At 42.9% G+C, this 25366-nt stretch carries 31 protein-coding genes; 29 read left to right on the top strand and 2 right to left on the bottom strand.

The window, feature by feature from the left end; all coding sequences use genetic code 11:
- From ABEA66_RS00605 to ABEA66_RS00715, 23 genes are all read left to right on the top strand, one after another.
- Positions 1-465 (top strand): phage tail tube protein, encoded by a 465-nt coding sequence (locus ABEA66_RS00605; protein WP_345585054.1) that lies wholly within the window; start codon positions 1-3, stop codon positions 463-465.
- Between the two features lie 25 nt (positions 466-490).
- Complete coding sequence (locus ABEA66_RS00610; RefSeq protein WP_345585056.1) at positions 491-910, top strand: phage tail assembly chaperone; 420 nt, start codon at positions 491-493, stop codon at positions 908-910.
- A gap of 210 nt (positions 911-1120) precedes the next feature.
- Positions 1121-3154 carry a phage tail tape measure protein gene (locus ABEA66_RS00615; RefSeq protein ID WP_345585058.1) on the top strand — a complete coding sequence of 678 codons (2034 nt, stop codon included), beginning with the start codon at positions 1121-1123 and terminating at the stop codon, positions 3152-3154.
- Positions 3155-3229: 75 nt separating this feature from the next.
- The gene (locus ABEA66_RS00620; protein ID WP_345585060.1) at positions 3230-4036 is read left to right on the top strand and encodes a stalk domain-containing protein; all 807 of its coding nucleotides are present in this window, start codon (positions 3230-3232) and stop codon (positions 4034-4036) included.
- A gap of 74 nt (positions 4037-4110) precedes the next feature.
- Positions 4111-4851 (top strand): LysM peptidoglycan-binding domain-containing protein, encoded by a 741-nt coding sequence (locus tag ABEA66_RS00625; RefSeq protein ID WP_345585062.1) that lies wholly within the window; start codon positions 4111-4113, stop codon positions 4849-4851.
- A gap of 11 nt (positions 4852-4862) precedes the next feature.
- Positions 4863-5849: an XkdQ/YqbQ family protein gene (locus tag ABEA66_RS00630; RefSeq protein ID WP_345585064.1), complete on the top strand. Its 987-nt coding sequence runs from the start codon at positions 4863-4865 to the stop codon at positions 5847-5849.
- Positions 5846-6193, top strand: coding sequence for a DUF2577 domain-containing protein (locus tag ABEA66_RS00635; protein ID WP_345585066.1), 348 nt, complete (start codon positions 5846-5848; stop codon positions 6191-6193). Before ABEA66_RS00630 ends, ABEA66_RS00635 begins: the two co-directional genes overlap by 4 nt.
- Positions 6190-6588, top strand: a complete 399-nt coding sequence (locus tag ABEA66_RS00640; RefSeq protein ID WP_345585068.1) for a DUF2634 domain-containing protein — start codon at positions 6190-6192, stop codon at positions 6586-6588. Before ABEA66_RS00635 ends, ABEA66_RS00640 begins: the two co-directional genes overlap by 4 nt.
- 3 nt (positions 6589-6591) lie before the next feature.
- On the top strand, positions 6592-7650 hold the full coding sequence (locus ABEA66_RS00645) for a baseplate J/gp47 family protein (RefSeq protein ID WP_345585070.1): 1059 nt from the start codon (positions 6592-6594) through the stop codon (positions 7648-7650).
- Positions 7647-8228, top strand: coding sequence for a putative phage tail protein (locus ABEA66_RS00650; protein WP_345585072.1), 582 nt, complete (start codon positions 7647-7649; stop codon positions 8226-8228). The genes ABEA66_RS00645 and ABEA66_RS00650 overlap by 4 nt, the downstream gene beginning before the upstream one ends.
- The gene (locus tag ABEA66_RS00655; protein WP_345585074.1) at positions 8228-8560 is read left to right on the top strand and encodes a hypothetical protein; all 333 of its coding nucleotides are present in this window, start codon (positions 8228-8230) and stop codon (positions 8558-8560) included. The genes ABEA66_RS00650 and ABEA66_RS00655 overlap by 1 nt, the downstream gene beginning before the upstream one ends.
- Positions 8561-8577: 17 nt before the next feature.
- The gene (locus ABEA66_RS00660) at positions 8578-10860 is read left to right on the top strand and encodes a glycoside hydrolase family 78 protein (RefSeq protein WP_345585076.1); all 2283 of its coding nucleotides are present in this window, start codon (positions 8578-8580) and stop codon (positions 10858-10860) included.
- A 13-nt stretch (positions 10861-10873) separates the two neighbouring features.
- On the top strand, positions 10874-11605 hold the full coding sequence (locus ABEA66_RS00665; protein ID WP_345585078.1) for a C1 family peptidase: 732 nt from the start codon (positions 10874-10876) through the stop codon (positions 11603-11605).
- 13 nt (positions 11606-11618) lie between these two features.
- Entirely contained in the window at positions 11619-11744 is a 126-nt protein-coding gene (locus ABEA66_RS00670; RefSeq protein ID WP_345585080.1) for a hypothetical protein, read from the top strand.
- A gap of 2 nt (positions 11745-11746) precedes the next feature.
- Positions 11747-12079: a BppU family phage baseplate upper protein gene (locus ABEA66_RS00675; protein ID WP_345585082.1), complete on the top strand. Its 333-nt coding sequence runs from the start codon at positions 11747-11749 to the stop codon at positions 12077-12079.
- Complete coding sequence (locus ABEA66_RS00680) at positions 12080-13798, top strand: chitobiase/beta-hexosaminidase C-terminal domain-containing protein (protein ID WP_345585084.1); 1719 nt, start codon at positions 12080-12082, stop codon at positions 13796-13798. It abuts the gene before it with no gap.
- 15 nt (positions 13799-13813) lie between these two features.
- Positions 13814-14947 (top strand): SGNH/GDSL hydrolase family protein, encoded by a 1134-nt coding sequence (locus ABEA66_RS00685; protein ID WP_345585086.1) that lies wholly within the window; start codon positions 13814-13816, stop codon positions 14945-14947.
- Between the two features lie 75 nt (positions 14948-15022).
- Positions 15023-15193: a hypothetical protein gene (locus ABEA66_RS00690; RefSeq protein WP_345585088.1), complete on the top strand. Its 171-nt coding sequence runs from the start codon at positions 15023-15025 to the stop codon at positions 15191-15193.
- A 75-nt stretch (positions 15194-15268) separates the two neighbouring features.
- Positions 15269-15505: a hemolysin XhlA family protein gene (locus tag ABEA66_RS00695; protein WP_345585091.1), complete on the top strand. Its 237-nt coding sequence runs from the start codon at positions 15269-15271 to the stop codon at positions 15503-15505.
- 7 nt (positions 15506-15512) lie between these two features.
- Entirely contained in the window at positions 15513-15869 is a 357-nt protein-coding gene (locus ABEA66_RS00700; protein WP_345585093.1) for a hypothetical protein, read from the top strand.
- Positions 15853-16665 carry a glycoside hydrolase domain-containing protein gene (locus tag ABEA66_RS00705; RefSeq protein ID WP_345585095.1) on the top strand — a complete coding sequence of 271 codons (813 nt, stop codon included), beginning with the start codon at positions 15853-15855 and terminating at the stop codon, positions 16663-16665. Before ABEA66_RS00700 ends, ABEA66_RS00705 begins: the two co-directional genes overlap by 17 nt.
- Positions 16666-16889: 224 nt before the next feature.
- Positions 16890-17354, top strand: coding sequence for a Panacea domain-containing protein (locus ABEA66_RS00710; RefSeq protein ID WP_345585097.1), 465 nt, complete (start codon positions 16890-16892; stop codon positions 17352-17354).
- Positions 17355-17392: 38 nt separating this feature from the next.
- On the top strand, positions 17393-19405 hold the full coding sequence (locus ABEA66_RS00715; RefSeq protein ID WP_345585099.1) for a hypothetical protein: 2013 nt from the start codon (positions 17393-17395) through the stop codon (positions 19403-19405).
- Between the two features lie 98 nt (positions 19406-19503).
- Here the strand turns inward: ABEA66_RS00715 and ABEA66_RS00720 are convergent, their stop codons facing one another.
- Together ABEA66_RS00720 and ABEA66_RS00725 are read right to left on the bottom strand one after the other, a co-directional pair.
- Complete coding sequence (locus ABEA66_RS00720; protein WP_345585101.1) at positions 19504-19836, bottom strand: toxin-antitoxin system HicB family antitoxin; 333 nt, start codon at positions 19834-19836, stop codon at positions 19504-19506.
- A 73-nt stretch (positions 19837-19909) separates the two neighbouring features.
- Entirely contained in the window at positions 19910-20134 is a 225-nt protein-coding gene (locus ABEA66_RS00725) for a type II toxin-antitoxin system HicA family toxin (protein WP_345585104.1), read from the bottom strand.
- A gap of 149 nt (positions 20135-20283) precedes the next feature.
- On the opposite strand from ABEA66_RS00725, the gene ABEA66_RS00730 reads away from it, so the two are divergent.
- The 6 genes from ABEA66_RS00730 (at position 20284) to ABEA66_RS00755 (ending at position 25355) form a co-directional block, all read left to right on the top strand.
- The gene (locus ABEA66_RS00730) at positions 20284-20601 is read left to right on the top strand and encodes a helix-turn-helix domain-containing protein (protein ID WP_345585106.1); all 318 of its coding nucleotides are present in this window, start codon (positions 20284-20286) and stop codon (positions 20599-20601) included.
- 206 nt (positions 20602-20807) lie between these two features.
- On the top strand, positions 20808-21152 hold the full coding sequence (locus ABEA66_RS00735) for a YolD-like family protein (protein WP_345585108.1): 345 nt from the start codon (positions 20808-20810) through the stop codon (positions 21150-21152).
- 262 nt (positions 21153-21414) lie between these two features.
- Positions 21415-21666 carry a YolD-like family protein gene (locus tag ABEA66_RS00740; protein ID WP_345585110.1) on the top strand — a complete coding sequence of 84 codons (252 nt, stop codon included), beginning with the start codon at positions 21415-21417 and terminating at the stop codon, positions 21664-21666.
- A 784-nt stretch (positions 21667-22450) separates the two neighbouring features.
- The gene (gene bioB, locus ABEA66_RS00745) at positions 22451-23443 is read left to right on the top strand and encodes a biotin synthase BioB (RefSeq protein WP_345585112.1); all 993 of its coding nucleotides are present in this window, start codon (positions 22451-22453) and stop codon (positions 23441-23443) included.
- Positions 23444-23622: 179 nt separating this feature from the next.
- Complete coding sequence (kduD, locus tag ABEA66_RS00750) at positions 23623-24378, top strand: 2-dehydro-3-deoxy-D-gluconate 5-dehydrogenase KduD (RefSeq protein ID WP_079913795.1); 756 nt, start codon at positions 23623-23625, stop codon at positions 24376-24378.
- On the top strand, positions 24378-25355 hold the full coding sequence (locus ABEA66_RS00755) for a sugar kinase (RefSeq protein WP_079913796.1): 978 nt from the start codon (positions 24378-24380) through the stop codon (positions 25353-25355). The genes kduD and ABEA66_RS00755 overlap by 1 nt, the downstream gene beginning before the upstream one ends.
- The last annotated feature ends 11 nt before the right edge of the window (positions 25356-25366 follow it).

Below are 25366 nucleotides of genomic sequence, written 5' to 3' on the forward strand. Positions count from 1 at the left end.
ATGTCCTTTCTAAAGGCCAATGATACCATTTCCGGTCAAGAAGGCCGAGCTTACGCAACAATTAACGGCCAGGTCGAGGAAATGTTTTATATCAAAAAATTAGAGGGTAAAGTTGAGAAAGAAAAGTCCGAGGTGAGGACATTAGGCCGGCGCGGGACGCAGCATAAGGCCAAAGGCTGGAAGGGCTCCGGCAGCATGACAATTTATTATGTCACCTCGGTCTTTAGAGAAATGATGCTGGATTATATCAAAAACGGTAAGGATACCTATTTTGATGTGCAGGTCATCAATGAAGATCCTTCATCGAGCATCGGCAAGCAGTCCATTATTCTTCAAGGTGTAAATTTGGACAGTGTCATTATGGCCTTGTTGGATACAGGCTCAGATGCGTTGGAAGAAGATGTGAGCTTCACTTTCGAAGGCGTAGATATTTTTGATCAATTTGGCAAACCAATACTAGGTTAATTTTTGGAGGAGGAACTAATAACCGATGAGTGATTTAAGCGCATTTTACGCACAGAACGTCAGTGACTTAACGGAGGAGTTCGCTGTATCGGAGCGATTTAAGGATAAGGACGGTAGGCCGATTCCTTGGAAGCTCCGTAGTATGACTGAGGACGAAAACGAGGCTATTCGTCAATCTGCAACAAAACGGTTGAAAGTGAAAAATGGCATCAGCGTTCCTGAAACGAACCCGACGGAGTACTTGACTAAATTGGCCGTAGCAAGTGTCATATTCCCGAATTTGAAGGATGCCGATCTACAGAAATCGTATGGTGTACTTGGGGCAGAGAATCTGTTAAGGAAGATGCTGCTGCCCGGCGAATATGCGGCTTTAGTGGAGAAGGTTCAAGAAATAAATGGTTTTGACAAGGATATTAACGAGTTGGTGGAAGAAGTAAAAAACTAATTCGCGAGGGCGATGGTGCGGCAAATTACGCCTACTACGCCCTCCATGAACTCAATATATTACCGCACGTTTTGATGAAAATGAATCGCCGGGAAAAGGCTGCAATCTATGCCATGATCGATATCCGGATCGAGAAGGAAAAGAAGCTTAAAGATAAAAAGTAGCGCCGAGGCAGGCGCCTTTTTTCTGCCCGAAAGGAGGGCAAAGGGTTTGGCAACGATAGGAGCAAGCCTGCAATTATTCGACCAATTCTCTCAGACGCTAACCCGAGCTCATGAAAAGTTGCAATCGGTTCTATACGTGGCTGAACGGTTGCGTCAAGGGCTCCGGGGACGTGTTGCGGTCGATGTTGATACGAACAATGCTACCAATCGTATTGAGAGAATGAGGCAGCGGCTAAGGGCTATGGACGGAACCACTGTCTTATTGCCTACCAGAGTTGTCCAACAACCAGGATTGACGATACGGACCAATGCGGTTGAAAAGGCAATGGGTCAGCTTAATCAGCAACAGCAGAATAACATTCAAAACCAAGAGAAGTTTAATAATAAACTTCATGAAGGTGGAAATGCAGCTGATGGTTTGGTTGGCAAACTAAAGGGGATTGCTGCTGCTTATCTGGGAATTGAAACAGGAAAGAAACTATTTGAGGCAACGATCGGGGCCTCAATGGAACAGGGGAAAATGGAATCCATGTTCCAGGCAAGGCTTGGAGATAATCAAACAGGTACGGCGTTCTACCAGCACTATAAAAGTATGGCCTTGAAAATGGGCTTCGAAGTGAAGGATGCACTGACTGGTGCTCTTTCTTTCATGTCCATGACTAGAAACACTGACCAAATCGATAAGCTGATGAACATTTCGAAAAGACTGGCTATGTTTGACACAACAGGACAAGGGCTGTCTGGAGCGGTGTTTAGTACGAAAGAAGCACTATCAGGGGACATGGTATCTCTTGCTGAGCGTTTCAATATTAACAAAGCTGCAATTGCTGCTTCCGGACTAAAGGATGCGGGCAAGAGTGGAGACGTTGATAAAACCATTGCAGCATTCAATAAATTGCTCGAAATGCAGAGCATGGGTGAGAAGGCCTTAAGTAAAATGCTTGAATCACCTGCATATAAATGGCAGCAGGCCATTGGAAACCTAAAGAACGGGTTTGCCGATGCGGGAACCTATGCGATGAAGGCCTTGATACCGCTTATTGATAAACTCAATGCATTTCTTTCGAGTACAACCTATAAAAAAATGACGAATGAACTTGCTTTCATCCTTCGGGTGGTTGTTGCCATTTTTACCAGCTTGATTGAAGCAGCCAAGCTGTTCTACACCTACTTGACCCAGAACGAAGCAGCTGTGACTGCCATTAAGTCATTAGCTTTCGCCTATGGTGTTTTCTGGACGACGCTAAAGATTGTAACGCTAGCACAATGGGCTTTTACTACGGCTATGGGAGTTTACCGTGCAGCTGTAACGTTGGCTGCCGGTGCCCAGATGGGGTTGAACCTCGCTATGTTAGCGAACCCGTGGGGGATTGTGGTCGCAGGATTGGTAACCGTTGTTCTTGGCCTCGCTACGCTTGTCTCAACAAGCGATGAGGCTCGTGATCACTTTAAGGACCTTGTTTCCGAAATACTAAATTTGGGTACTGCTTTTGACCAAAGTCTTTTAAAAGCAAATGATTGGCTCACGAATAAAACGACTGAGGGCATTAATGGTACTATCAATTTTTTGAATAAAGTAGGAAAGTTTTTTGGCAAAGAAGATAATATGATCAAATTCAATTTACCTACAAATGATTATTATAAGAAGCTTGCCGAAGATAAGCTAAAGGCCGACCAGGAAGCGCAGAAAAAAGTTCAATCTGGCATAAGTAACTTCACCGCGGAGAATATCAAGCAAAAAGCAATGGAACTTTTGAACCTGAAGAGCGACACAGCAGGAGAGAATTTTGATGTAGAGGACTACCTAAAAAAGTATAATCAAGCGGTGGTACCTAACAAATTAGATGTCGGCACCGTCGATAAAATTAAAAATAAGGTTGATATCTCTAGCGAAGACTTGAAGGTAATGCGCGATCTTGCTGAGATGAAGAACATCCAAAATTTCGTGACGTTAACGCCTACGGTACAGGTGACGACAGGAGACATCAACCAACCTACGGATGTTGATGAAATGATTCGCCGCATCGAGGAAGTTATGGTAACGGAAATAGAGAACTCTGCTCAGGGGGCGTATCGATAACTTGAAGTTAATGTCTGGAAATCATGGAAACCTCCTGCTAGAATAGATTTAATCATCTAATGGGAGGTTTTCACTTTGAAGAAATATATAATTGGGGCATTAATCGGCTCTGTCCTAACTATTTCTGCAACAGCAGGCGCAGCAGCTGTGAAGCAATACATCTTAACGGATGCTTCCTATCCAATTGTTGTTAACGGAAAAGAGTACAAAGATGCAGCGGCGCCAATTTTGAATTATGAGGGCAGCACATATGTACCATTGGCGAAGCTTGGCGATCTGACAGGTGTTAACTATACGTGGAACGACCAGGCAAAGCGTGTTGAGATCCTGACATCTGGAGAACCCGTGGCTGACGGTGATATGCCATTGAAAGAAGAAGTTGTCTATGAGCATGATAAACATCCCGAAGCTACTGATTCCGTCACTGGTGCGACACCGAGCGGTGGGACTTTGACCCCAGATACTAAGGTTGTTGATCCCCACGGTTTAGTTAAAGAGAATGGTGAAACGGTATTCTATGCTTATGATCGAGATGGTAATTTTAAAGGTCGGTTTACGGATAGTGATGATGCTGAACTGACGATAGCTTTGATCGAAAAGCGCCCAGTACTACCTCCAAAGACTTCTGAAGGATGGATCGGGTTAGACATACTTTGTAAAATATTTAATGATGCCGATATTAAATACGAAGGCAATGATTTGATCCTAAAAACATCCCCTTCAGTTACTAAGCAAGTTGAATATCTAAGGCTAACGTTGCCTGATGGATGGAGAAATAATGATAGTGGCGAAGGTACTGCTGGTAGTATTAAAATCAAGAGACACAATAAATACACTTACTTTAATATTGAAGACCTACAAAAAGCAGGAATAATAAAATAAATAAATTTTCACATTGGAGCGCCCGTAACTGGGTGCTTTTTTATTACCAAAATTAATTTATGGAGGTAATAACAGTGGCCGATGATCCATATTTCATTTATCTGGGATACAACAATCAGGCAGAGGGTTGGCGTATCCCTGTGAACCCTGAGTCCATTGAAATTAAAGATGAAGGTCAGAGCAAAACATACAACATCGTTGGCAAAGGCGGAGGAACGGACGAAACTCGCGCAGGCGAAATTAATATAATTAAAAGTCCTAAACTAAAGGAAGTAACGTTTAGTAGCATATTCCCCGCGCAGGTATTTCCTTCAGTTATAGATCCACATTTGTTTTTTGAGCCCATGAAATATGTGAAGGATATCCGTCGGTGGATGGAAACGAAGCATCCTATTCGGTTCATTTTTGTTGGTCATCATGCCGCTTTAGAAACGGCAAGCGATAGCAAAGAAAAAGACCTTAACTTCCCTGCTTCTATTGAGTCCTTCGAATGGAGAGAAGTAGCCGGATCTCCTGGCGACATAGATTATACGCTAAGGCTAAAAGAGTATGTTTTCTATTCAGCTCGCCTCGCAAAACCAGTCACACTGCCGAGTGGTGAAACAGTTATTGTACAGGAACCACCGGATAGGCCAGACGAACGAGTCAGGCCTGAGACGTATACTCTACAAAAAGACGAAGGTTTAAGGGCGGCAGCCAAACGAGTTTTTGGCGACGACTCCCGTTGGAAAGAAATTCAGGAGTTAAATGGCATACCGGATCACATGCTCAAAAAATTACCCATAGGTATGGTACTTAAAATTCCCCAAGATTAGTGGTGGTCTTCATGTTGGAAATTATCATTGATAACAGAGACGGGTATGTGTGGAACGTATCCGGGATTGTATCCGAGGCTACTTATAAAACAAGTCGACTCGGAAAAGCTTCTACCTTTGATTTTACTTTTATCAAGAGAGGGTGGTACGAAGCGAAAGAATTTAAATATGATGTCGGTGATATTGTAAGGGTTACGATGGATGGCCGGAATGTATTTTACGGCTACATCTTCACCATTGATAGTGGGCGAGATGAGGAAGTAAGAATCACAGCGTATGATCAGTTACGATATTTGATGTCAAATGGATATCTAGGTGATACAAATGTTACAGCAACGGAAGTTGTAAAAAAGATTGCAAGTAAATATGAGCTTAAGACGGGTCGTCTTGACGATACAAAGTACAAAATACCTAAGATTCGTGAGGATAATGTCAAGCTTATCGATATCATCTGCAGGGCGCTCACGGATACTTTGATTGCAACAAATAATAATTTTGTTCTGTATGATGATTTTGGGGAGCTGGCTCTTCGTAATGTCAAAGATATGGTGCTGGATTTTTCCTTAGGTGATACGAGTCTAGTTTTCGATTACAAGCAAAAGCGAACAATCGATAATTCGTACAACCAAGTAATACTTGCCCAGGATAACAAGAAAGCTGGTAAGCGTGAGGTATACATCTATAGGGACAGCGACACAATCAAAAAGTGGGGCTTATTGCAATACTTTCAAATCGTAGATGATGATATGAATAAAGCTCAAATTAATGAGCTCTTAAGCAACCTAATCCACTTGAAGAACCGGGTCGGTCAAAGTTTTTCGATCGACGCAATCGGTGATATTCGCGTTCGAGCCGGGTGCTATATTTCAATTAATATTGCTGAACTTGGAATCGATCAATATTTCCTGGTCGATGAATGCGTTCATAAGTTTGATGGTGCTGAACATACCATGACACTTGATTTGGTTGATATCAGGATTGGAGATAAAAAAGTATGAGAAAAATGCTTGAGCTAATAAAACAGACAGGCGTTGGTGCTGTTGATGCTACGAAACCTGTGACGGTCTTATACGGAACAGTTGTAAAAATAAATCCTCTTGAAGTGAGCTTGGATCAACAAAGTGAGCCACTTACAGAGGATTTTTTACTGGTTCCCGAACAAATGACTTCATACGAGGTTAATTTGAGACACACACATGAGTCAATTGGTAGCGTGACCGAAGAAGCTCTTATTAAGCCAATTCTTATCCGTAAAGGCCTTGAAGTTGGGGACATGCTGTTATTACTCCGCGTCCAAGGAGGTTTGCAGTTTGTCATTTTGGATCGGTTGGTGAAGCCGTGATTCCGCAGGGTGGTGTATTAGGATCCAGTCGTTACGCCGAGCAGATACAGCAGCCAAGCAGAACCTATCGAATAGATCCAGTAACAAAGCGAATTATCGGTATGACTGATGGTCTAGAGGCAGTGAAGCAGGCAGTAATGAAGATCCTGCAGACGGAGCGATTCGACTTTCTTATCTATAGTGGTAATCACGGTAGCGAGCTGGGGGATATTCCTGGGAAGGGTGAAGCTTATGTACGAGCTGAATTAGGCCGACGTATCCGGGCTGCTCTGATTCAAGATGACCGTATACAAGATGTACAGGATATGCAAATAAGTACTAATGGTGACGAAGCATTTGCCCAATTTACTGTGATTACACAATACGGAAGGTTCGAAATGACGAAGGAGGTGTAGGGCTTGTACGAATCACAATCCTTTAAGATAATTCTCCAACGAATGCTCGATCGTATTCCTTCAGAGATAGATAAACGAGAGGGCAGCATCATTTACGACGCTTTGGCACCAGCTGCATGGGAGCTAGCGGAGATTTATAACCAATTGGATGTTGGTTTAAGGCAATCGTTTGGTACAACGGCAACAGGTCTATATCTAGACCTCCGAGCAGTTGATTATGGCATTACTCGTAAACTAGCAACAAAAGCGATTCATAAAGGAACCTTTTTCAATGCAGCAAATCAACCTATGGATATTGAGATTGGGAGCCGATTCGCCGTTGGTAACTTGATCCTGAGGGCCATTGCCAGAATCGATAGAGGACAATATCAGCTAGAATGTGAGAGCTCTGGGGTTTCTGGTAATGCGGCATCAGGTAATTTGCTTCCGATCAATTACATTGATGGTTTAACGACTGCAATAATATCCGGCTTGCTTATTCCTGGTACTGATGATGAATCGGATGAAGATTTCCGTAAGCGGTATCTGGAGTCTGTTAGAGCGCCGTCAACGAGTGGGAATAAAGCGGATTATCGTAATTGGGCTTTGGAGGTTGACGGTGTGGGAGATGTCCAGGTTCTTCCTTTGTGGAATGGTCCTGGAACAGTGAAAGTGGTTGTCCTTGATGCCAACAAGCAGCCTGCATCCGAATCTTTACTAGCTGAAGTACAGGCTTATATTTCACCTACTGACGGCACTGGGGAGGGAAAGGCTCCTATCGGCGCTACGGTTACCGTAGCTTCGGCCATGGGAGTAACTGTCAATGTAGCAGCAAAGGTTGAACTGAGCGGAAACCGTACGCTGTCACAAGTAACGGAAGATTTTGAAATGGCATTGGTAACTTACTTGAAGGATATCGCATTTAGCCCAGACCCGAACGTCAAATACGTTCGTGTAGGGGCGATTCTGCTAGACGTTCCAGGTGTACAAGATTACTCAGCTTTTAAAATAAATGGCGGCGAAGGTAACGTAACGATAGAGGTAGACTCAGTTGCAGTAATGGGGACGGTGACGTTAAGTTGAGCGATTTTCCTATAACCTCCCCGGTTGGGGAGAGATTACTCGGTCGCTTGCCAAAACTATATTCCGATATTCTGGAAAGTCGAGCTATTGCTGAATCTGAGGGTGTTGAGTTTGAATCCATTTATAATACTGGGGCAGATATTGAAGATCAACGCTTCGTGGAAAAGGCTACATGGGGGATCTCCCTCTGGGAAAAAGAATTTGGCATTGTTCCGTCTCTAGGGCAACCATATGAACAAAGACGATCCGTTGTACGTTCAAAAATTAGAGGGACAGGGCTAATAACAGTAAAGCTCTTCCAAAAAGTTGCCCAGGCCTATGATAAAGGGGAGATAGAGGTTACTCAAAAAACCAATCTATATCAGATTGTAGTTCGCTTTGTAAGTACGATAGGAGTGCCTCCAAACATTGATAATTTAAAAGCAGCGCTTGAAGATATTAAACCCGCGCATCTGGATATAGTGTATATCTTTAAATATACCTTGTATAACGATATCAAGAGCAAAAACATTACTTATGATGACATAAAGAATAGAAACATTACTTATCATCAGCTACTGAACGGAGGGCTTGAATAATGGGAACACCCAATTACAATTTGCCTCTCATTGATGGAAATAACACTGCAGACATAGTGAAAGATTATAACGCATTGTCGGGCCAAGTCGATACCGCTTTGAAATCCATATTCCAAGGGGCAACCTCTACACCAACAGCCAACACCATCATGCAGCGAGACGCATCCGGGCGTGCTCAAGTTGCAGCTCCTTCATCTGCTACGGACATTGCCAGAAAAGCAGAAGTGGATGCCATTCGATTGGACACATCCAAATCACTGCTTGTTGAAGTCAGAACTTCAGACCCAGTAAATCCCGAAATGGGCCGTATATGGTTTCGAAGCGATCTATAAAAATGGGGTGAAACATAATGCCACAGATTACACTACCTTGTACACGTTCATGGCAGTATGAGTATTGGGGCTGGGCTTGGGGTGGACCCTATAAGGTCGTCAACCGTAATAATTTGTTCATGGGAGAGCAACAGGATGATGATAACGGTACTTACTTCACCTTTCCTCTTTTTGACTTTGATTGGTCGCAACTTCCAACCAACATTATAATCAACAGTGCCAAGCTACAAGTTTACCCAGAATCCATCGGCCACGTAGCAAGTAATGGTTGGATAATGCAAATTATGCGTGTCACAGCACAGTGGCCAGAACCTGCCGGTACAGGCATATCAAGTACAACTACAAACATGGTCGAAGCTTTTGACGGCAATCTCATAAATACCAAGCAATGGAGCAACATCGATATCACTGGAATTGTCAGAGATAGTATAGCATATGGGAAATATGGAGTAATGTTTTTCGTAAAAGATGGCTATAGGGTATATGCAGGGGCCAACTTCTGGAGTTATGGCTCTGCTAATGCTCCAAGGTTAGTTATAGATTATACTCCAGCTAATACTAAACCAAATCCACCAAATTTAAATGGCCCAGCTAATGGAAGTATAACTAATAATGGTAATCCTCATTTCTCTTGGTCTTTTTCCGATAACGATGCTGGAGATTATCAAACAGCTTGGCAAATGCAAATATCAGCTGGTGATGGTGGTGCATTTACAAACATAGTTGGTGATACTGGGAAAGTTTCAAATGGTGATCAAAGTTGGACTTGGAATGCTAATTTAGGGGATAATCAATACTTTTGGAGAATGAGAACATGGGATAGATACGATGCAATAAGTGATTGGTCTTGGGTTCCATGGTTCGGTGTTGAGAGACAACCTCCAACAGGGACAGTTCAAGGAAAAACGTACCAAGCAATTCAACCTAATGGCACGTTTCGGGTACATGCCTACAATGTAACAGATAATTGGTCAGGTGTGCAGATTGTAAAGTTCCCTACTGCAGGTCCGGGTAAAGACTTTGTTTGGTATGATGGGGTTAATGCTGGTGGAGGCACGTGGTACTGCGACATTTCAATAAACAATTATTGGAACAACGAGGGAGTCTATACGACCCATGTCTACGCCTATGACAATGCTGGAAACAATCAGATGTTAGGCGGCGTAGATACAATTGTCGATAGAACGGCTCCAACCGTTTCTATAACTTCCCCAGTAGATAACTATGCTACAAAAGACCGAAGAGTGTCAATTACATGGTCTTATAACGATACAAATCCTCAAAAGAGTTATTTTATTGAGATTGTTAATAATTCCTACAGTGCATCACTTTGGAATAGTGGTTGGATTGATGATACTAATGCAAGAAGTTATCTTTTGCCTGATATGGGGTCATATATTGCTTTCTATGTGAGGATGTCTGTAAAAGACCAAGCAGGTAACATATCGGGGCCAATCGAGGCAACTAATAAACGCATTGTTGTGGATAATTCTCCTCCAACAATCAGTAGTGTTCAAGGGTATGGATATACAAATCAGAAAACAGGGACGCGCCGCGTATGGTTTTATGGTGTAACAGATGATCTAAGCGGAATTGGTGGCACCTATGCATCTTATAATAATCCAGCAGGGACCAACACAGGGTTAACAGCGTATGCTTCTGGAAGTGATTACTATGTAGATGTTCCGCTGAGTGCAGAAGGTGAATATGTTGTCTATTTTCAAGCAGTAGATAGGGCAGGGAACTTGAGTGCGACCGTGTACTCAAAGTTTTTCATCGATAGTCAAAGAGCAAACGATCCGAACGCTTCTGTTGTATGGGGAGATACAGAGGCAGTATTTACATGGAGTGAATTCAGCGATCCAACCCCGTCATCAGGTAGGGCTACTACAGATTTCTATCTCGGAGAGTGGAATGGTAGTGGATGGGTAGGAACGCCGTTGTTCAATGGTCAGGACATCGGTGACGTGACAAGTAAATATGTTAACGGACTTAAGCCTGGCACACGGTATCGCTATACTGTTACTTACCATGATAAAGCAGGGAATGAAAGCTCCTATGCTTATAGGGAGTTCGTGACCAAAAAGAAAGTTGGAGAGTTTGTTGTAGGTGGTAAAAGCGGGTCTAAGATTGCATTGCCTGTTTATGACCCTACATCGGGAGTTCTTGGTTCCAAGGCATATCGGGTGGGTGTAAAATCGGGAGCAATTGGTTGCTTTGAGTTAGTTGCTACAACCGATCCAAGTGCCTCCCCTTATAGAGTTAGTACTCCACAGGGGTTAAGAGCAATATCCAAATAAGGAGCCTAAAAAAATGAATAGAAAATTTTTATTAAAGAAAAGTCCTGAGGATCCTCGGGACTTTATTCGTGCTGCAAAGTTGTCCGTATTGCCTGTTGAGGTAGACTTGCGACCCAACGATGTACCGATCTTTGATCAGCATAGCTTAGGGTCATGTACCGCTAACGCCGGCTGCGCAATAAGAGAGTACCTTCGTAAAAGAGAAGATGGGTATTACTTCAATCTTTCCCGGCTATATCTTTACTGGTATTCCCGAGAAATGCATGGATGGGAAAATGAAGACAGCGGCGCATTTATTCGAGACATGATGAAAATCTTAGCGGACCGTGGGACTTGTACGGAGTCGAGATTTCCATACATCCAGAGCACATTCCGCGATAAACCCACAGCAGAAGCAGATGATAATGCTGGGAACCATCGTATCAGGGAATACCATCGAATCAGTGATATGAATGGTTTTATGTCGGCACTTGCTGAGGGCTATCCAGTTATATTCGGCATGGATGTCTTCTTTGACTTCATAACAGAGGAGATGGGCCGCACAGGTATGTTGCCTGATTATCCAGTTGGTGCAAAAAGCCAAGGTGGTCATGCGGTGATGGCAGTAGGCTACAAGCGAATCAATGGCAAATTGTACTTCATTGTTAGAAACAGTTGGGGTGAAAACTGGGGCGACAAAGGGTATTTCTATATGCCGGAATCGTACTTTCCTCACATTTATGATATGTGGACAGCGACCTTGTAGGGAGGAGAAACTTTTGGACAATAGTATTGATCTCGAGCCGACTGCAAACAAAATCGAAGTATCGATCGTTAAAGTCAAGTCTATTTTTGAATTTATCACACCGGCTCAGGTTCTTACTGAGAACAAAGAGGTGGAATAAGCATGATACTGACAATGAAACGATATGATACCAGAAATGCTATCAAAGCCATATTAAAAACACCAAAAGGCAAACCGGTTAACCTTACAGACGCACAGGTACAATTCACAATGGTAAAGTACGTTGATAAAAGTAAGATAGTGGCAAATCGAGAGGCAACAATAATCGATCCCGAAAATGGGATAGTATGCTTTCCATTTGAACGCGAAGAAACCTCCGAGCTCGGCTATATGCTTGCTGAATTTAAGGTAACTTATGTTGATGGCAAAGAAGAAAGATTTCCCAACGATGGTTACATTACAATAAAATTTGTAAAAGAACTGGGTGGTAAGTAAATGGAATTTGATCCAAGTAAACCATTGAAAAGGGTGAATGGACAGATTGTACCCCAAGTATGGGACTCAGTAGCAAATGACTGGGTTGTCTTACAGGGAGTTGGCGGTGCCTATCGGGTCCAAAATGCAATTGATGTTTCAGAAGAATACTTCGAGGGAAACGGTGATCTAACCAAAGAATTTTCCAAGGAGATGATAGGACTTGTAATCAGTAATGATTCTGAGCCTGGTACAGGTGGGGCTGCTAGCCTATCTTTTACAATTCATGGTGTGTCACGAACTGTGAAAGCTGGCGAGGTCTACGAAGGCAAATTTAAGCCGTTCACTTTGATTACGATCACGAGTTCTGTACCTTGGCGTGCTGAAGCGTTGCAATCATACTATGGTGCCTCTATAGACGTTCCTCCACCTGAAGATACAACAGCTCCGGATGATGTAACTGGACTCAAAACATCAAATGTAACTGCAACCAGCCTTACTCTAAGTTGGGTTGCTTCGGCTTCTAATGATTGCATCGGATATGATATCTATCGCGGTTCAACGTTGATCGGCAGCGTGGCAGGAACGGTCTTTAATGTAACAGGGTTAACCCAGAACACTCAGTATACCTTTACGGTCAAAGCAAAAGATGCTGTAAACAATATTTCAATAGGGACATCTATAACCGTAACAACTGAAGAAAGTGTTGATACGATCCCACCAATTATTACAGCATCACCAGCTGGAGGAGCTTATAATGCAGCGCAAACAGTCACATTGACGGCCAACGAGCCGACGACAATTTACTATACGATTGATGGCAGTACTCCAACCATGGACAGCGCAGTTTACCTTGCGCCGATCGCTATCAATTTGACAGCTACATTAAAATACTTTGGTCGGGATACAGCTGGGAACATAAGCAATGTACAAACACAAGATTATCTAATTAACATTCCGGATACGACCCCGCCAATTATAACGGCAAATCCTCCTGGTGGAACGTACCCAGATGCTCAATTGATCACGCTCTTAGCTAATGAGCCAGCGGCCATTTACTACACAACCGATGGCAGCATCCCGTCGATGAGTAGTGCTGTATACAGTTCCCCGATTCAAATTAATGAAAGTAAGACAATTAAGTTTATTGGTAAAGACACCGCGGGGAATGTCAGTTCTGTTCAAAGTGCCGTGTATACGATCGGAACAGTTCCCGGATATGTCAATGATTCATCACTGCTTTTATATCAAGACAAACCCGCGATCAACCAAACTATCGCCAACAAGGACATCTACTTCCATGGGAACGAGCAATTCACGGCTTTTGTTACTGTAAAACTTGTTCCTGGGGCGTCAAATGCGGCTGCCGAGTTCTTCTCGAGGTCTACACCGAATGCAGTTCTATTCGGTTTTACATGGCAAAATAAATTCAGATGCACTTTGACTGGGAAAACCGGGGCGACTACTTCATTCCCTCAAGCCGTTGATCCTACTGTGTACAGTGACTTCTCTGCTTATTACCATGTTGTTATTGTGCGTGATAGCAGTAAATTGTACTTGTATGTTAACAATAACTTGGTTGCGAATTTAGGGGTAGGAAGCGATTTTATTATTGATGATAGCACATCGCCGCTCTTATTTGGCTCCACGAATAATACACCGATCTTTAAAAACATGGGTTATTACAATCGTGCATTATCTGCAGCAGAGCTTACCCAGAACTATAATGCTCTAAAATAAGGGGGCCACCGGACTATGATAATTAAAAAGCCGGGGTCCGGCAGCGTGGATCTACCAAACAGAAATGTAGTTATCAAGTTTGGAGAAGAGAACGGGGCCCCAACATTCAACGGCAAACCTATTGGTGGTAGTAGCCAAAACCAAACAGTTCTTAATGATTTGAGCGATATTGGCGGCGTGCTCGGGTACAAAGGGATGCCGGTTAGCAACGGTGGTTCCGGTAGTGGATCAACGAACCTAATTATCGGCGGCGATGTTAAATTCTCCGTTGATTTTGTAGCTAAAACAATTTCGTATACAACATGGAATCTGTTTACATCGAAAAGTATTTTTACTTTGAATCAGGGAAGCAAGACGTTCACTACTGAATTAGGATCGGGGACCTTTTATTTCGTCTGCTACAAGAGCAACAACATAGAGCTTGTGACGGCAGCAAACATAGGCGCTTATACCGGGTATGTCGTATTCGGGGTAAGTGGAACAACCGTATACCCATTCTCGTACCCCTTGAATCAAATTGGGATACGGGGCGGTTCTTTCCCTAATCGGAAAGACCTTGCTATAGGGGAATGGACGTTAATAGGGGATAGCATTACGTTTGGCGGCGGCCAAGCTTTTGTCACTGAAGTTTTCCCGGTTCCGGTTGTGACTAACCTTGCTGTTAACGGAAAACGCATGTCTGGCGGCTCCGGTATGTGGAAGGACAAGGACATCGTAACGGCTACTACGGAGCTGTGCACGATCATGGGTGGGACGAATGATGAGGGCGGTAAAGTGGCAATGGGCGCTATTCAGCCTGTTGGCTCTGCATTCGACACAAACACTTATGTTGGGGCATATCAGGTACTTATCGAAGGATTGCTCGCAAAGAATCCTAAAATGATCATAATTCTTATCACGCCGTCCCGAGCCTGGACGGACAACACCGGGGAGACGGAACGGACGGGGATGCAGGATTATGCCGACATGGTGAAGGAAATTGGTAAATTCTATTGCCTGCCCGTTGTGGACCTTTATAACGAAATGGGTCTTAATAGGCTGACGCAATCCACCTATTTGTCAGACGGGCTGCACCCGAACGACGCGGGGAAACGGCGCATTTCGTCGCTTGTTATAGGTGCGATTAGACGGTACTGGATGCATGCTTGACCATATAAAATATGGATATTCCATCCAATTCGTGTTACTATTGAGAAAAACAACACAGGGGGAATTTCCATAAAGATGGATTTGTTGAGCCTAGACAGAAGCTGTTCATATAAGGGAATAGAATACAAAGTTGTTGCAGTGCTTGAAAATGATTTATTACTTTGTGTGCTCAGGGAAGATTATGAAAAAGGCAATTATCCAATAAACACGGTCATTATTCCTGATGAAGGTATAAGACGGTCATAAATAATACAAAGGTTGGCCCCCGAGACATCGGGGGTTATTTTTGTGCCCAAACTGGGTAGAGAGGGGCTGCGCTGTATGTCACCACAAGCTGATGAAACACAGGAGATTTTACAAAGGCTTACACGGGTAGAAACTAAGCTCGATATGATGAATAGTGCCAGGGATACAGCTAACGATGCGTTGCAATCAACTAAGGCAGCTCATAAGCGTTTAGATGCCATGGAGGATAACCAGAAATGGTTATGGAGGACGGTCGTCGGAGCGATGATAGTCGGCATAGTAAACCTTCTTTTGAAAATGAAAGGAGTATGATAAATCGATGCAAGAAGGACAATTTTTCACATGGGAGGCTCTTTCCGCTATGGGGGGAGCTTCTTTGCTTACGTTTTTCATTGTGCAGTATACAAAGAACTTGATTGATAGCTACCTAAAATTACCTACAGACATCTATGCTGCGGGTGTAGCCTTTGGAGTCTTAATACTGACGCAGCTTGCTTTAGGGGCAGATTGGACTGATTGGCGACTATATGCACTGACTTTTGCAAATTCGTTTCTTGTTGGTGCACAATCTGCACAGATTCAACATAAATCCGTAAATCCCCCAGTAGTAAAAAACGGTTCTCCTGGAGCTGATGAAAAAGAAGGACAGGTGATGGTAAATGGGAAAAGGCTTTGATTGTGCTACGCCACTAACGCTTGCCAAGGCCCGGGAGTTTGTTACTTCCGGGTTTACTTTCGTCTGCAGATACCTAGCCCCAACGGGGTCCTGGAAACGTCTTACGGCAGTAGAAGCAAATAATATTACTGAAGCCGGCTTGTGGATTGTGTCTGTATTTGAGCGCGGCGCAGACAACGCCCTTGCAGGAGCTGCACAAGGAACAGAGGATGGCAGGTTGGCTTTGCAGTATGCTAAGGAGATTGGCCAGCCGGAGGGGAGCGTCATCTATGCTGCCGTGGACACTGATGTTAACTCATCCCATTATGCGGCCGTAGAAGCGTATCTTCGGGCGTTTGACGCGCAGATCGACGGATATGAACTCGGGGTCTATGGCGAGTATGAAATTTGCAAGGCAATGAGGGACCGCGGCGTCGTCTCCAAAGTGTGGCAAACACGTGCGTGGAGTCAAGGAAGGGTAATCGAAAATTATAATATCTATCAGCATGATTTAGGCGCAACAGGCTTAGGATTTGAAAAAAACGGCATGTTGATTGATGAGGATCTATCAAATGGCGATGCAGGAGGGTGGAAGATAGGTATGGCGATTAAAAAAGAAGGAACAGACAATATGCCGATGAAGTTGGAACAGTGGCAATGGGGTATGCTTTATGAAGTGATGGGAAAGGCTTATAATGCGGACCAGCTCAATTGGAACTGGATGCAAAAGATAGTAGATAAAACACTGACCGCCGCGGAACTAGCTTTCCTTAATACAGTACTTGACGGCCGGATTGATCGTAAAATCGAAGTATAGGTTGATTCCTAGAAAAAAATAATGATAATTTTTATTTTTGATAGGAACATTAGTTCCCGTTCTTGTGAATCTAATGTGGCAATATGTTTTACGAATATGACTATTTTATTAAAATAATATCGTTCTGTATACAAAAGTTACCTTTTGTGCAATAATAAGAGGTAAGGAGCTACGAAACATACGTTCGCTTTTTTGGTACTACCTAGCTTTGGAGGTGATTTTCAATGATCGTATCTGTATTTGATGTAGCGAATTATTTTTTGCAAAAGAGCGACCCTAATTCAGAACGTTCTATCACTCACCTAAAGTTACAAAAGCTTGTCTACTACGCACAAGCATGGCATCTTGCAATAATCGGTAACTCATTGTTTAACGAAAAAATTGAAGCTTGGGTACACGGACCTGTTTGCCCAGACTTATATAGCAGATATAAAATTTATGGGTTCGGGGTGATCCGGCCAGCTAAGAACCAAACTACAAATATTCCGAAAGATACGAGAGATCTTTTGGATGAAGTTTGGCAGGTGTATGGAGCCTTGAGTGGAGTAGCCTTAGAAAGTTTGACTCATAAGGAACGGCCCTGGCAGCAGGCCAGGGGGAACTTGTCAGATTTCTCGCCTTCAAATAATGTAATAACTAACGACAGCATGAGAACTTACTACAGAAGACTTTTGGAGGACAAAAATTAATTTTTGTCCTCTATTTTTTTTTTGAAGAGGTGCTCTGATTGTTAACAAGGGATCTAATTCTACTTACAGCTGCATTTATATTATTTATTACAGTAAATGATTCTCCTCTTAGAAGATGGATAGTTCGAGGATTTAAACGAATCGCCGGAATGGTAACTAAATATATCCCATTTTTAAATCGCATTTTTTTAGCGTCGCTTGTACTTTCTGTACAGGTCATTTTTATTGTAACGTTTATCCGGTTGACTATTACAAAAGTTTTAACAAGATCTTTTGTTGGTGCCGTTTCTTTTTCTTTGGTATTAGCAATGCTCTATTATCTGTTTTGGAATATAACCGGGCAAATTCACGACACTGGACAGCAAGTGTTAAAGGATATATATCAACTGGCAGATTTTCCACAAGTAAATGATTATATTACATTAGGCCTTCTCAGTTCTGGTACAAAGGTACTTTCGTTTCAACTGACAGCCACTCTTACTTTATTTTACTTCATATATCGAGAGCAAAGATCAGCATCAATAAGTAATATTTTAAGTAAAAGCAGCTCCTTATTTTGGTTTATAGTATTAACTTTTTTTACAATACCTTACGGCGTACATGTAAGTAAAGTTATAAACCAGAACATAACTGAGTTGTTTTCTAATGCAAGTACTCTTGGAATAAAAGCAAGTGTTACACTTCAATATTCATCTGAAAATATTGGACGATTTTTATTTTGGGCTTTTTTATTTTTTGTATCACTACTGACAGGTATCCGCATGATAATACAATTGATTAAAAACTTGAATGTTAGGAACATGATTGGAGATACAATTCCGCATATCCAAAATCAAATATTCTACTTAAGATTTGCTGTAATCAATAAACATAGGAGGCAAATATTCGAGAATTTGTATTCTAGTGTGGAAAGCCTGCATCAGCTTCTGTTTATGATAGTTGAAAAAAATATGGATGAGGCGTACAGATCAAGTTATAAAAAGTGGGTCGCTCTATTAGCTGATTTAATGATGTCTCCTCGCTTGATTGATATGGACAGCAGGGTCATAATAGAATATTTGTTGGAAAAAAACGAAGATGAAACCGAAAAATTGTATACATCTATTCTGAAGAATACGGTGTCCCTAATAATGGTTCTAATAAAGAATCATAAAATCGAAGAAGCTCAAGAAGCTATTGAGTTATTATTTGAACTTAATCCGAGCGAAGTGAAATTGCGATTTATTTTTTTAAATGTGATTCAAGAATTATCTCTTCTTATGTACTCTAACGATTCAATAGGTCTAAAGCCTATTTTGGATGGACTAGAAAATCTGGCTTCAGATGATGGTGGAGTAGACCAAAACGGAATAAATTTAATTTACAAATGTTTGTTAAATAAAGCCACTGAAAAGAATGATGTCAAAATGCTCTCCTCAATTTCTTATTCTATGTTTAAATGCGTTGATCATTTTGATAAAACCAAGTTGAATCTGGACCCAGGCCTAAAGCTACTGCAAATAAAGAGCAGGATTACTGTTGGGCCTAAGAATGATAAAACGGATCAGTTTATGAAATGTGTAATATTTATTCTACTGCAGGCAATTCTTAAAAGTATAGAATTGTCACACTATTCTTGTACTGGGTTTCTTATTAAGTTCATGGTAACTTCATTCCGGAGTTCATTAGTAAATCAGACGTATTCTGTATTTATTAAAAATGGCGGTGTAAATAACCCTTACCTTAAGCAAAGAGAGAAGTTCGCAAAAATGAACTTTTCATTTAATTTTAATAGTAAAACTTTAGAATACTGTCTAAAGAAGATGTCAATTCTATTACTTGGTCAACAATTATATGTAGTAAAGAAAAGTATAAACTTTGGGGAAATTCCACAAAATTATATCAATGCGGATCATGTAAAATGTGACTATATAGATTACTTATTTAATAAGATTGTATCGGATAAAAGCAAGTATGGTCTCCTCTACTTGGAAGAGGATAAAACAAAAAGCGAAAATGAAGGACCGTCATTTATCGAAATGTTAAAAAATCATATTATGAAGCCTGCGTAATAAATTAATTTAAATTAGCCCTCTTTCCGATAGGATCGAGGGCTTTTTTGTTTCTGCGGCACGATACATCAGGCCAGTACTTTCTTTGGCACTATGGGTCACTTGCTTAATTTGTACAGCATATACTGGTTCAATGATACTCCCTCAAGCTCGGCTGCTGCCGCCAAGTCGCGATGAAGGGACTTAGGCATACGTAAGCGAATGCTGCCGCTATATTCTTCTTGTGGTTCAGGGATAGGATCGCCATACTCTAATTTGACTCCTAGCCATCCTCGCTTGGCTTCCTCCATACACTCAATTAGTTCTTGTATGGTTTCTCCATTAGATTGGCAGCCGTCCAATTCCAAATACTTGCCATAATAATAATGGCCGCTTTCGTCATTCATTTCCTTAATGATCAGCGTATAGGGGAGTTTTAGATAGTACTCCAAATCCTTTTTTTCATTTGACATATGTTTTGGCAAAGGGTTGATATGATATACTGTTTAGTAAGGAGAGGGGGCCCTAACCCCCAATCCTGCTTAGTACATCTTTTACGCAAACCGCCTTGACTGGATTTCGGAATTTTACGGTGATAACATCGCCTTTTTCATTTCGGTACTGATGATGGGAGCCTTCAACTCTTACCTCACGGTATCCGCTATGTTTTAGGACTTTTGTTATCTCGGAGAACCGAATTCCGTTGGGGCGGTTTCTCATTTTTTCAATGAGTTTTTCAACCCCTGCCATTGTGCACCTCCTTTCTATATTTATGATACCATATATGGAACCATTTTGCAAGCATTTTATTCCAATTCAAAAAAATGGACTCTTGCATGTTCGTGTTATGTTCGTATAAAATAGGAACAAACGTTCTTATTGTGGAGGCAGAATTTTTTATGGTTGGGTATCGATTAAGTAAACTCAGGACAGAACGCAAGAAGGTAACAGTAGATAAGGTCGTTAGTGCTACAGGAATTCCTCGGGAAACAATCCTGAGTTATGAGAATGAAGGAGTAGAACCAACTAGGGCACATCTGGAATTGTTTGCAGCTTATTATGAAGTGACAATAGAAAGGCTACTAGGTACTGATGTGGTTGTTAGTAATTATCATATTTGTGGCGGTCGAACAGCTACTGCTGAGGAATTGGAAGATATGAGGGATGCATTAAGAGAGATTATTCAAACCAAGAAGAGACGAATAATTTCTATATAAATATAGGCGGTGAGCAGAATGGAAAAATACATTGGACACATCATTGAAATCATTTATCTAGGTAGCGATGACAAGATCACGCAACGGCAAATCGAGGTTTATTCCGTTTCTAATGACACTATAAGGGCGCGTTGTTTGCAACGGAATGCGCCACGGGTATTCCGGATAGAGAACATTCTTGCCGTCCAGCCGGTAAGGAGGGCATCATGAAAAAACTCGCGGGAAATGGTCTTTGGGAATCGAGCAGAATGATGCTACCGCAGCACCGGGAGCGTAGCGTTCAGCAGAATAACCAGGCAAGTAGGATGACGAGACCAGAACTGACCGAAGAAGAACAGCAGGAGCTTTTTGGCCGGTTAAAAGCATCTCTGGTTAATACAATCGAGGTAACAATAACGGTTTATAAAGAAAATGGTTACGAGAAATATACCGGCATTGTTGGAGGGTTGGATCCACGGTACTATCTTGTAAAGCTGGAATGGTTAGGTGATTGGAAGCTAATTGAGTTTAAGGATATCGTCGGGGTTGAGATGCATGCTCAAGGATATTGAACGTAAGATACTGAGGATCATTGGTAACTATTTCATTCTGCACAAAAGGACTCCAAGCATTCAGGAGCTCGAGATTAAAACTGGACGCAGCCGTGAAGGAATAATGGAAGTGTTGACTCTCTTAGTGCAAGAACGATATATTGAGTGGAGTCCTTCGGCTCCAAATCGCATTGTTATATTGGAGGCTTGGGAAAGAACCACATATCAAAAAAAGTACACCTTTGTTTATGATACATACGGGGAAAATTGAGGAGGTACATAGGTGGCTAAGGCTAAAATAGCTAAACGACCGACACGAGACGAATTCGTATTAGAGGAATTAGGGAATCAACTAGTTGAAGCTAAACAAGAAGGCGAAGAAGTCCTGCTGACTGTCTGGGGTCGAGATGAACACGTGCGAGGCATGATCACTGAAATGGACTCGCGTACTGGTAAGGTTCACATTCAGCGGCATGGGGAAACAACGAAGGTACCGTTTATGGATATAATGAAAGTGGAAAGCCCCGGAGAATGATCCGAGGCTTTTTACTTGTTCATAGCGTTTTACACATATTTTACACAATGGATGTGAAAAGCATTGATATACCAATGATTTTTGACCCATATATAACGTCCTCCTGGGACGCTTCTTATAAAACCACAGCCATCCATTGCGGATGGTTTTTTATTTTGTTTGCAGCTCTTAATAAACCTCTAGCTTAACATTTAGCAGCCTTAAATTCTTTTCCTTTCATTTAGGGAGACGAGATTTAAGTGCTGTTTTTTTATATTGTATAGGTAATCTGGAGTTATGGGGCCGGATGCTGTTAAATCAAACGGGGAACATCATGAGGTTATGAATGATCTATAATCAGTTATAAACTTACCAGCCTATACAGGATCGGATAAGGTTTCGAAAGCCAGTATCCACCGACGCATTCAGCCTTCATTAGTGTATAGAATGGGGTAATATGGATAGTTTGGTTGGATGGTTTACAATCTGATAACCATTGTGACTTTTATGTACTGACTAAGAGGCGTTAAAGCGCTCATAAGGGTGAGTATAGTAAGCCAATATAAAGGGGTTATTCACCGCATTTAAAAGGACCTTCTAGGGTCCTCTCAGTAGGTTTAGAGCGATTCAGAACGGGGGCTTGAATAGAGCTTTTGGGGATTGGAGTATACTTACAAATTAATTGTAAACCTAAAACATAATAATATGGTTGACAATTTACCTGGACTATTTAAAAATAAATAGAGTATGAGGCAAACCGTATTGGACCTATATAAAAAAAGAATTCGATAAAAGGAAGAACCCTATGAAAACAATACATACAGATTGGAACGAACTGGCGGAGAAAGCACTGAGGGGACAGCCGTTAACGATGGAGGAAGGACTGTCCGTGTTGGAGGCTGAAGATAAGGAACTACTGGCCATCATGAACAGCGCGTACAAAGTAAGACATCATCATTACGGGAACAAAGTAAAGCTGAACCTGATTATTAACGCGAAGAGCGGGCTATGTCCGGAGGACTGCGGGTACTGTTCGCAATCGATCGTATCGAAGGCGCCCATATCCAAGTACCCGCTGCTTGAAAAGGAAACGCTGATAGAAGGCGCACGCAAAGCGTTGGAGATGAAGGTTGGAACATACTGCATTGTAGCCAGCGGAAAGGGCCCGACAAGCAAAGAGCTGGATCAGGTCATCGAAGCTGTACGGGAGATAAAAGCAGAGATGCCTTTGAAAATATGCGCATGTCTCGGGATTTTGACGGAAGATCAGGCTGTACGGCTTAAGGAGGCAGGAGTAGACCGGTACAATCATAATTTGAATACAAGCCGCCGCCACTTTCCCAGCATTACTACGACACATACCTATGAGGACCGGCAGGAGACGGTACAGAAGGCAAAAGCGGCAGGAATGTCGCCTTGCTCAGGGTGTATCATCGGCATGGGAGAGACGAACGAGGAGATCGTAGAAATGGCGTATGCATTACGTGAATTGGAGGCGGACTCGATTCCGGTGAACTTTTTGAATCCGATTCCCGGAACCCCGTTGGAGGGGCAGAAGGGGCTGAATCCTCGCCAATGCTTGAAGGTGCTGGCTCTGATGCGATTTATGAATCCATCCAAGGAGATTCGAATTGCTGGGGGGCGTGAGCTGAACCTCCGCTCATTGCAGGCACTCGGGTTGTATGCGGCGAATTCCATATTTGTTGGAGATTACTTGACGACCGCTGGTCAGGAGGCTTCTGAAGATCATAGAATGATTGAAGATCTTGGGTTTGAAATTGAGATATGCGCGTTGTAATTAGGGATATCTTTATTAGTGAACAAATTATTGCAAAATTGCCAATTATGAAAGAATGAGTCTTAAATTTTCATAGGCGCTATGGCACATTAGGGGTACTTCACTTATAATAAGAAGTGTGGACAACCCTAGGAACTGGGGTTTTGTTATTATATAAAACGTTTAAACGAGGTGTAGAGATGAATTTATTTGATTTGACCGGCAAAGTTGCTATTGTAACGGGTGGAGCCGTAGGTCTTGGTGGCGGAATCTCTTTGGGATTAGCGCAAGCGGGCGCCGATATCGTGATTGTTACAAGCAATGACCGCAATAGAGAGACTCAACAAAAAATCGAGGCTATGGGCCGCAAAGTACACACTATCGTTGCGAACCTGTCCGATGAAAAAGAATATCCGCGCGTTGTCAGCGAAGCGCTGAACGCGTTCGGTAAAATTGATATTTTGGTTAACAATGCAGGGATTATTCGTCGTACTCCTGCTGCAGATCATTCCGCTCAAGATTGGCACGATGTGATTAACCTGAACCTAAATGCATCGTTCTTCTTGTGTCAACTGGTAGGCCGCGAGATGATCAAGCAAGGCTCCGGTAAAATCATTAACATCGCTTCCATGTTGAGCTTCCAAGGCGGTATCAACGTTCCTGGATATACAGCTTCCAAGCATGCGATCGCAGGTGTTACGAAAGCATTGGCAAACGAATGGGCAAGCAAAGGCGTTCAAGTAAACGCGATTGCACCTGGATATATGTCTACAGACAACACGGCTGCATTGCGTGCAGACGAAGAGCGCAGCTCGCAAATTTTGGTTCGTATTCCTGCTGGTCGTTGGGGCACTACAGAAGATTTGCAAGGTCCTGCTGTATTCCTGGCTTCCGCAGCTTCGGACTATATGAACGGTCACGTGCTTTGCGTTGACGGCGGATGGATGAACCGATAATGACGGCACAACAAGGATCTACTCAAATGTTTCAACCGGAGATCATTACCTTTGGGGAAACAATGGCGCTTATGATGCCTGCAGGTACCAAAGGAATTGAATATTCGTCGCAATTTCAAGGTCTGTTCGGCGGTGCGGAGAGCAACGTGGCTATCGGTGTCGCCCGTCTAGGTCATCGCGTAGGCTGGTTCAGCCGCCTGGGTAAAGATCCGTTCGGACGGATGATCCTGAAAAAAATCCGCGGCGAAGGCGTTGACGTTTCGCGTGTTGAGCTTACGACAGAGGCTCCTACAGGGCTGATGCTTCGCGAAGTCGTATCCGGCAAAACATCGGTGTACTACTACCGCAAAAACTCGGCGGCCAGCACACTGAAGCCGGAGCATCTGGACGAGGAATATATTAAACAGGCTAAATACCTGCATGTTACCGGCATTACGCCGGCACTCAGCGAGTCCTGCCGTGAGGCGGCCAAAGAGGCTATGCGTCTTGCACGCAAGCACGGCGTGAAGGTATGCTTCGATCCAAACCTCCGCCTCAAGCTGTGGTCGATTGAAGAGGCACGCGGAGTACTGCTCGATATGGCGAAGGAAGCTGATTACTTCCTTCCGGGGTTGGATGAGCTGAAGCTGCTGTATCAAACGGAGAGCTTTGACGAGATCATTCAACGTCTGGGAGAACTGGATGCGGTGAGCATCGTCAAAGGCGGAGACGACGAAACCTACGTGGTGGAGAAGGGCAGCATTACCGCTGTGCCTTACTTCAAGGCGGAGCAAGTCGTAGATACGGTGGGAGCCGGAGACGGCTTCTGCGCCGGATTTATCGTCGGTCTATTGAAGGGCTACAGCCATGTGGAAGCCGTTCGTCTCGGGAATTTGATCGGAAGCATGGTTGTACAAATGGAAGGCGACTGGGAAGGTATCCCGACTTGGGAGCAGGTTGAGGCTGTTCTGAATAACGTGAAGCACGTAGAGCGCTAAGAACAGAATCG

This window comes from Paenibacillus vulneris (assembly GCF_039543185.1).
Classification (GTDB): domain Bacteria; phylum Bacillota; class Bacilli; order Paenibacillales; family NBRC-103111; genus Paenibacillus_S; species Paenibacillus_S vulneris.

Coding starts and splice junctions, on each gene's coding strand:
- ABEA66_RS00730 (WP_345585106.1), top strand. CDS start 20,284: ATGGTTGGGTATCGATTAAGTAAACTCAGGACAGAACGCAAGAAGGTA.
- ABEA66_RS00705 (WP_345585095.1), top strand. CDS start 15,853: ATGGGAAAAGGCTTTGATTGTGCTACGCCACTAACGCTTGCCAAGGCC.
- ABEA66_RS00660 (WP_345585076.1), top strand. CDS start 8,578: ATGCCACAGATTACACTACCTTGTACACGTTCATGGCAGTATGAGTAT.
- ABEA66_RS00665 (WP_345585078.1), top strand. CDS start 10,874: ATGAATAGAAAATTTTTATTAAAGAAAAGTCCTGAGGATCCTCGGGAC.
- ABEA66_RS00690 (WP_345585088.1), top strand. CDS start 15,023: ATGGATTTGTTGAGCCTAGACAGAAGCTGTTCATATAAGGGAATAGAA.
- bioB (WP_345585112.1), top strand. CDS start 22,451: ATGAAAACAATACATACAGATTGGAACGAACTGGCGGAGAAAGCACTG.
- ABEA66_RS00695 (WP_345585091.1), top strand. CDS start 15,269: ATGTCACCACAAGCTGATGAAACACAGGAGATTTTACAAAGGCTTACA.
- ABEA66_RS00675 (WP_345585082.1), top strand. CDS start 11,747: ATGATACTGACAATGAAACGATATGATACCAGAAATGCTATCAAAGCC.
- ABEA66_RS00735 (WP_345585108.1), top strand. CDS start 20,808: ATGAAAAAACTCGCGGGAAATGGTCTTTGGGAATCGAGCAGAATGATG.
- ABEA66_RS00605 (WP_345585054.1), top strand. CDS start 1: ATGTCCTTTCTAAAGGCCAATGATACCATTTCCGGTCAAGAAGGCCGA.
- ABEA66_RS00755 (WP_079913796.1), top strand. CDS start 24,378: ATGACGGCACAACAAGGATCTACTCAAATGTTTCAACCGGAGATCATT.
- ABEA66_RS00685 (WP_345585086.1), top strand. CDS start 13,814: ATGATAATTAAAAAGCCGGGGTCCGGCAGCGTGGATCTACCAAACAGA.
- ABEA66_RS00725 (WP_345585104.1), bottom strand. CDS start 20,134: ATGGCAGGGGTTGAAAAACTCATTGAAAAAATGAGAAACCGCCCCAAC.
- ABEA66_RS00630 (WP_345585064.1), top strand. CDS start 4,863: ATGTTGGAAATTATCATTGATAACAGAGACGGGTATGTGTGGAACGTA.
- ABEA66_RS00610 (WP_345585056.1), top strand. CDS start 491: ATGAGTGATTTAAGCGCATTTTACGCACAGAACGTCAGTGACTTAACG.
- ABEA66_RS00700 (WP_345585093.1), top strand. CDS start 15,513: ATGCAAGAAGGACAATTTTTCACATGGGAGGCTCTTTCCGCTATGGGG.
- ABEA66_RS00710 (WP_345585097.1), top strand. CDS start 16,890: ATGATCGTATCTGTATTTGATGTAGCGAATTATTTTTTGCAAAAGAGC.
- kduD (WP_079913795.1), top strand. CDS start 23,623: ATGAATTTATTTGATTTGACCGGCAAAGTTGCTATTGTAACGGGTGGA.
- ABEA66_RS00655 (WP_345585074.1), top strand. CDS start 8,228: ATGGGAACACCCAATTACAATTTGCCTCTCATTGATGGAAATAACACT.
- ABEA66_RS00680 (WP_345585084.1), top strand. CDS start 12,080: ATGGAATTTGATCCAAGTAAACCATTGAAAAGGGTGAATGGACAGATT.
- ABEA66_RS00635 (WP_345585066.1), top strand. CDS start 5,846: ATGAGAAAAATGCTTGAGCTAATAAAACAGACAGGCGTTGGTGCTGTT.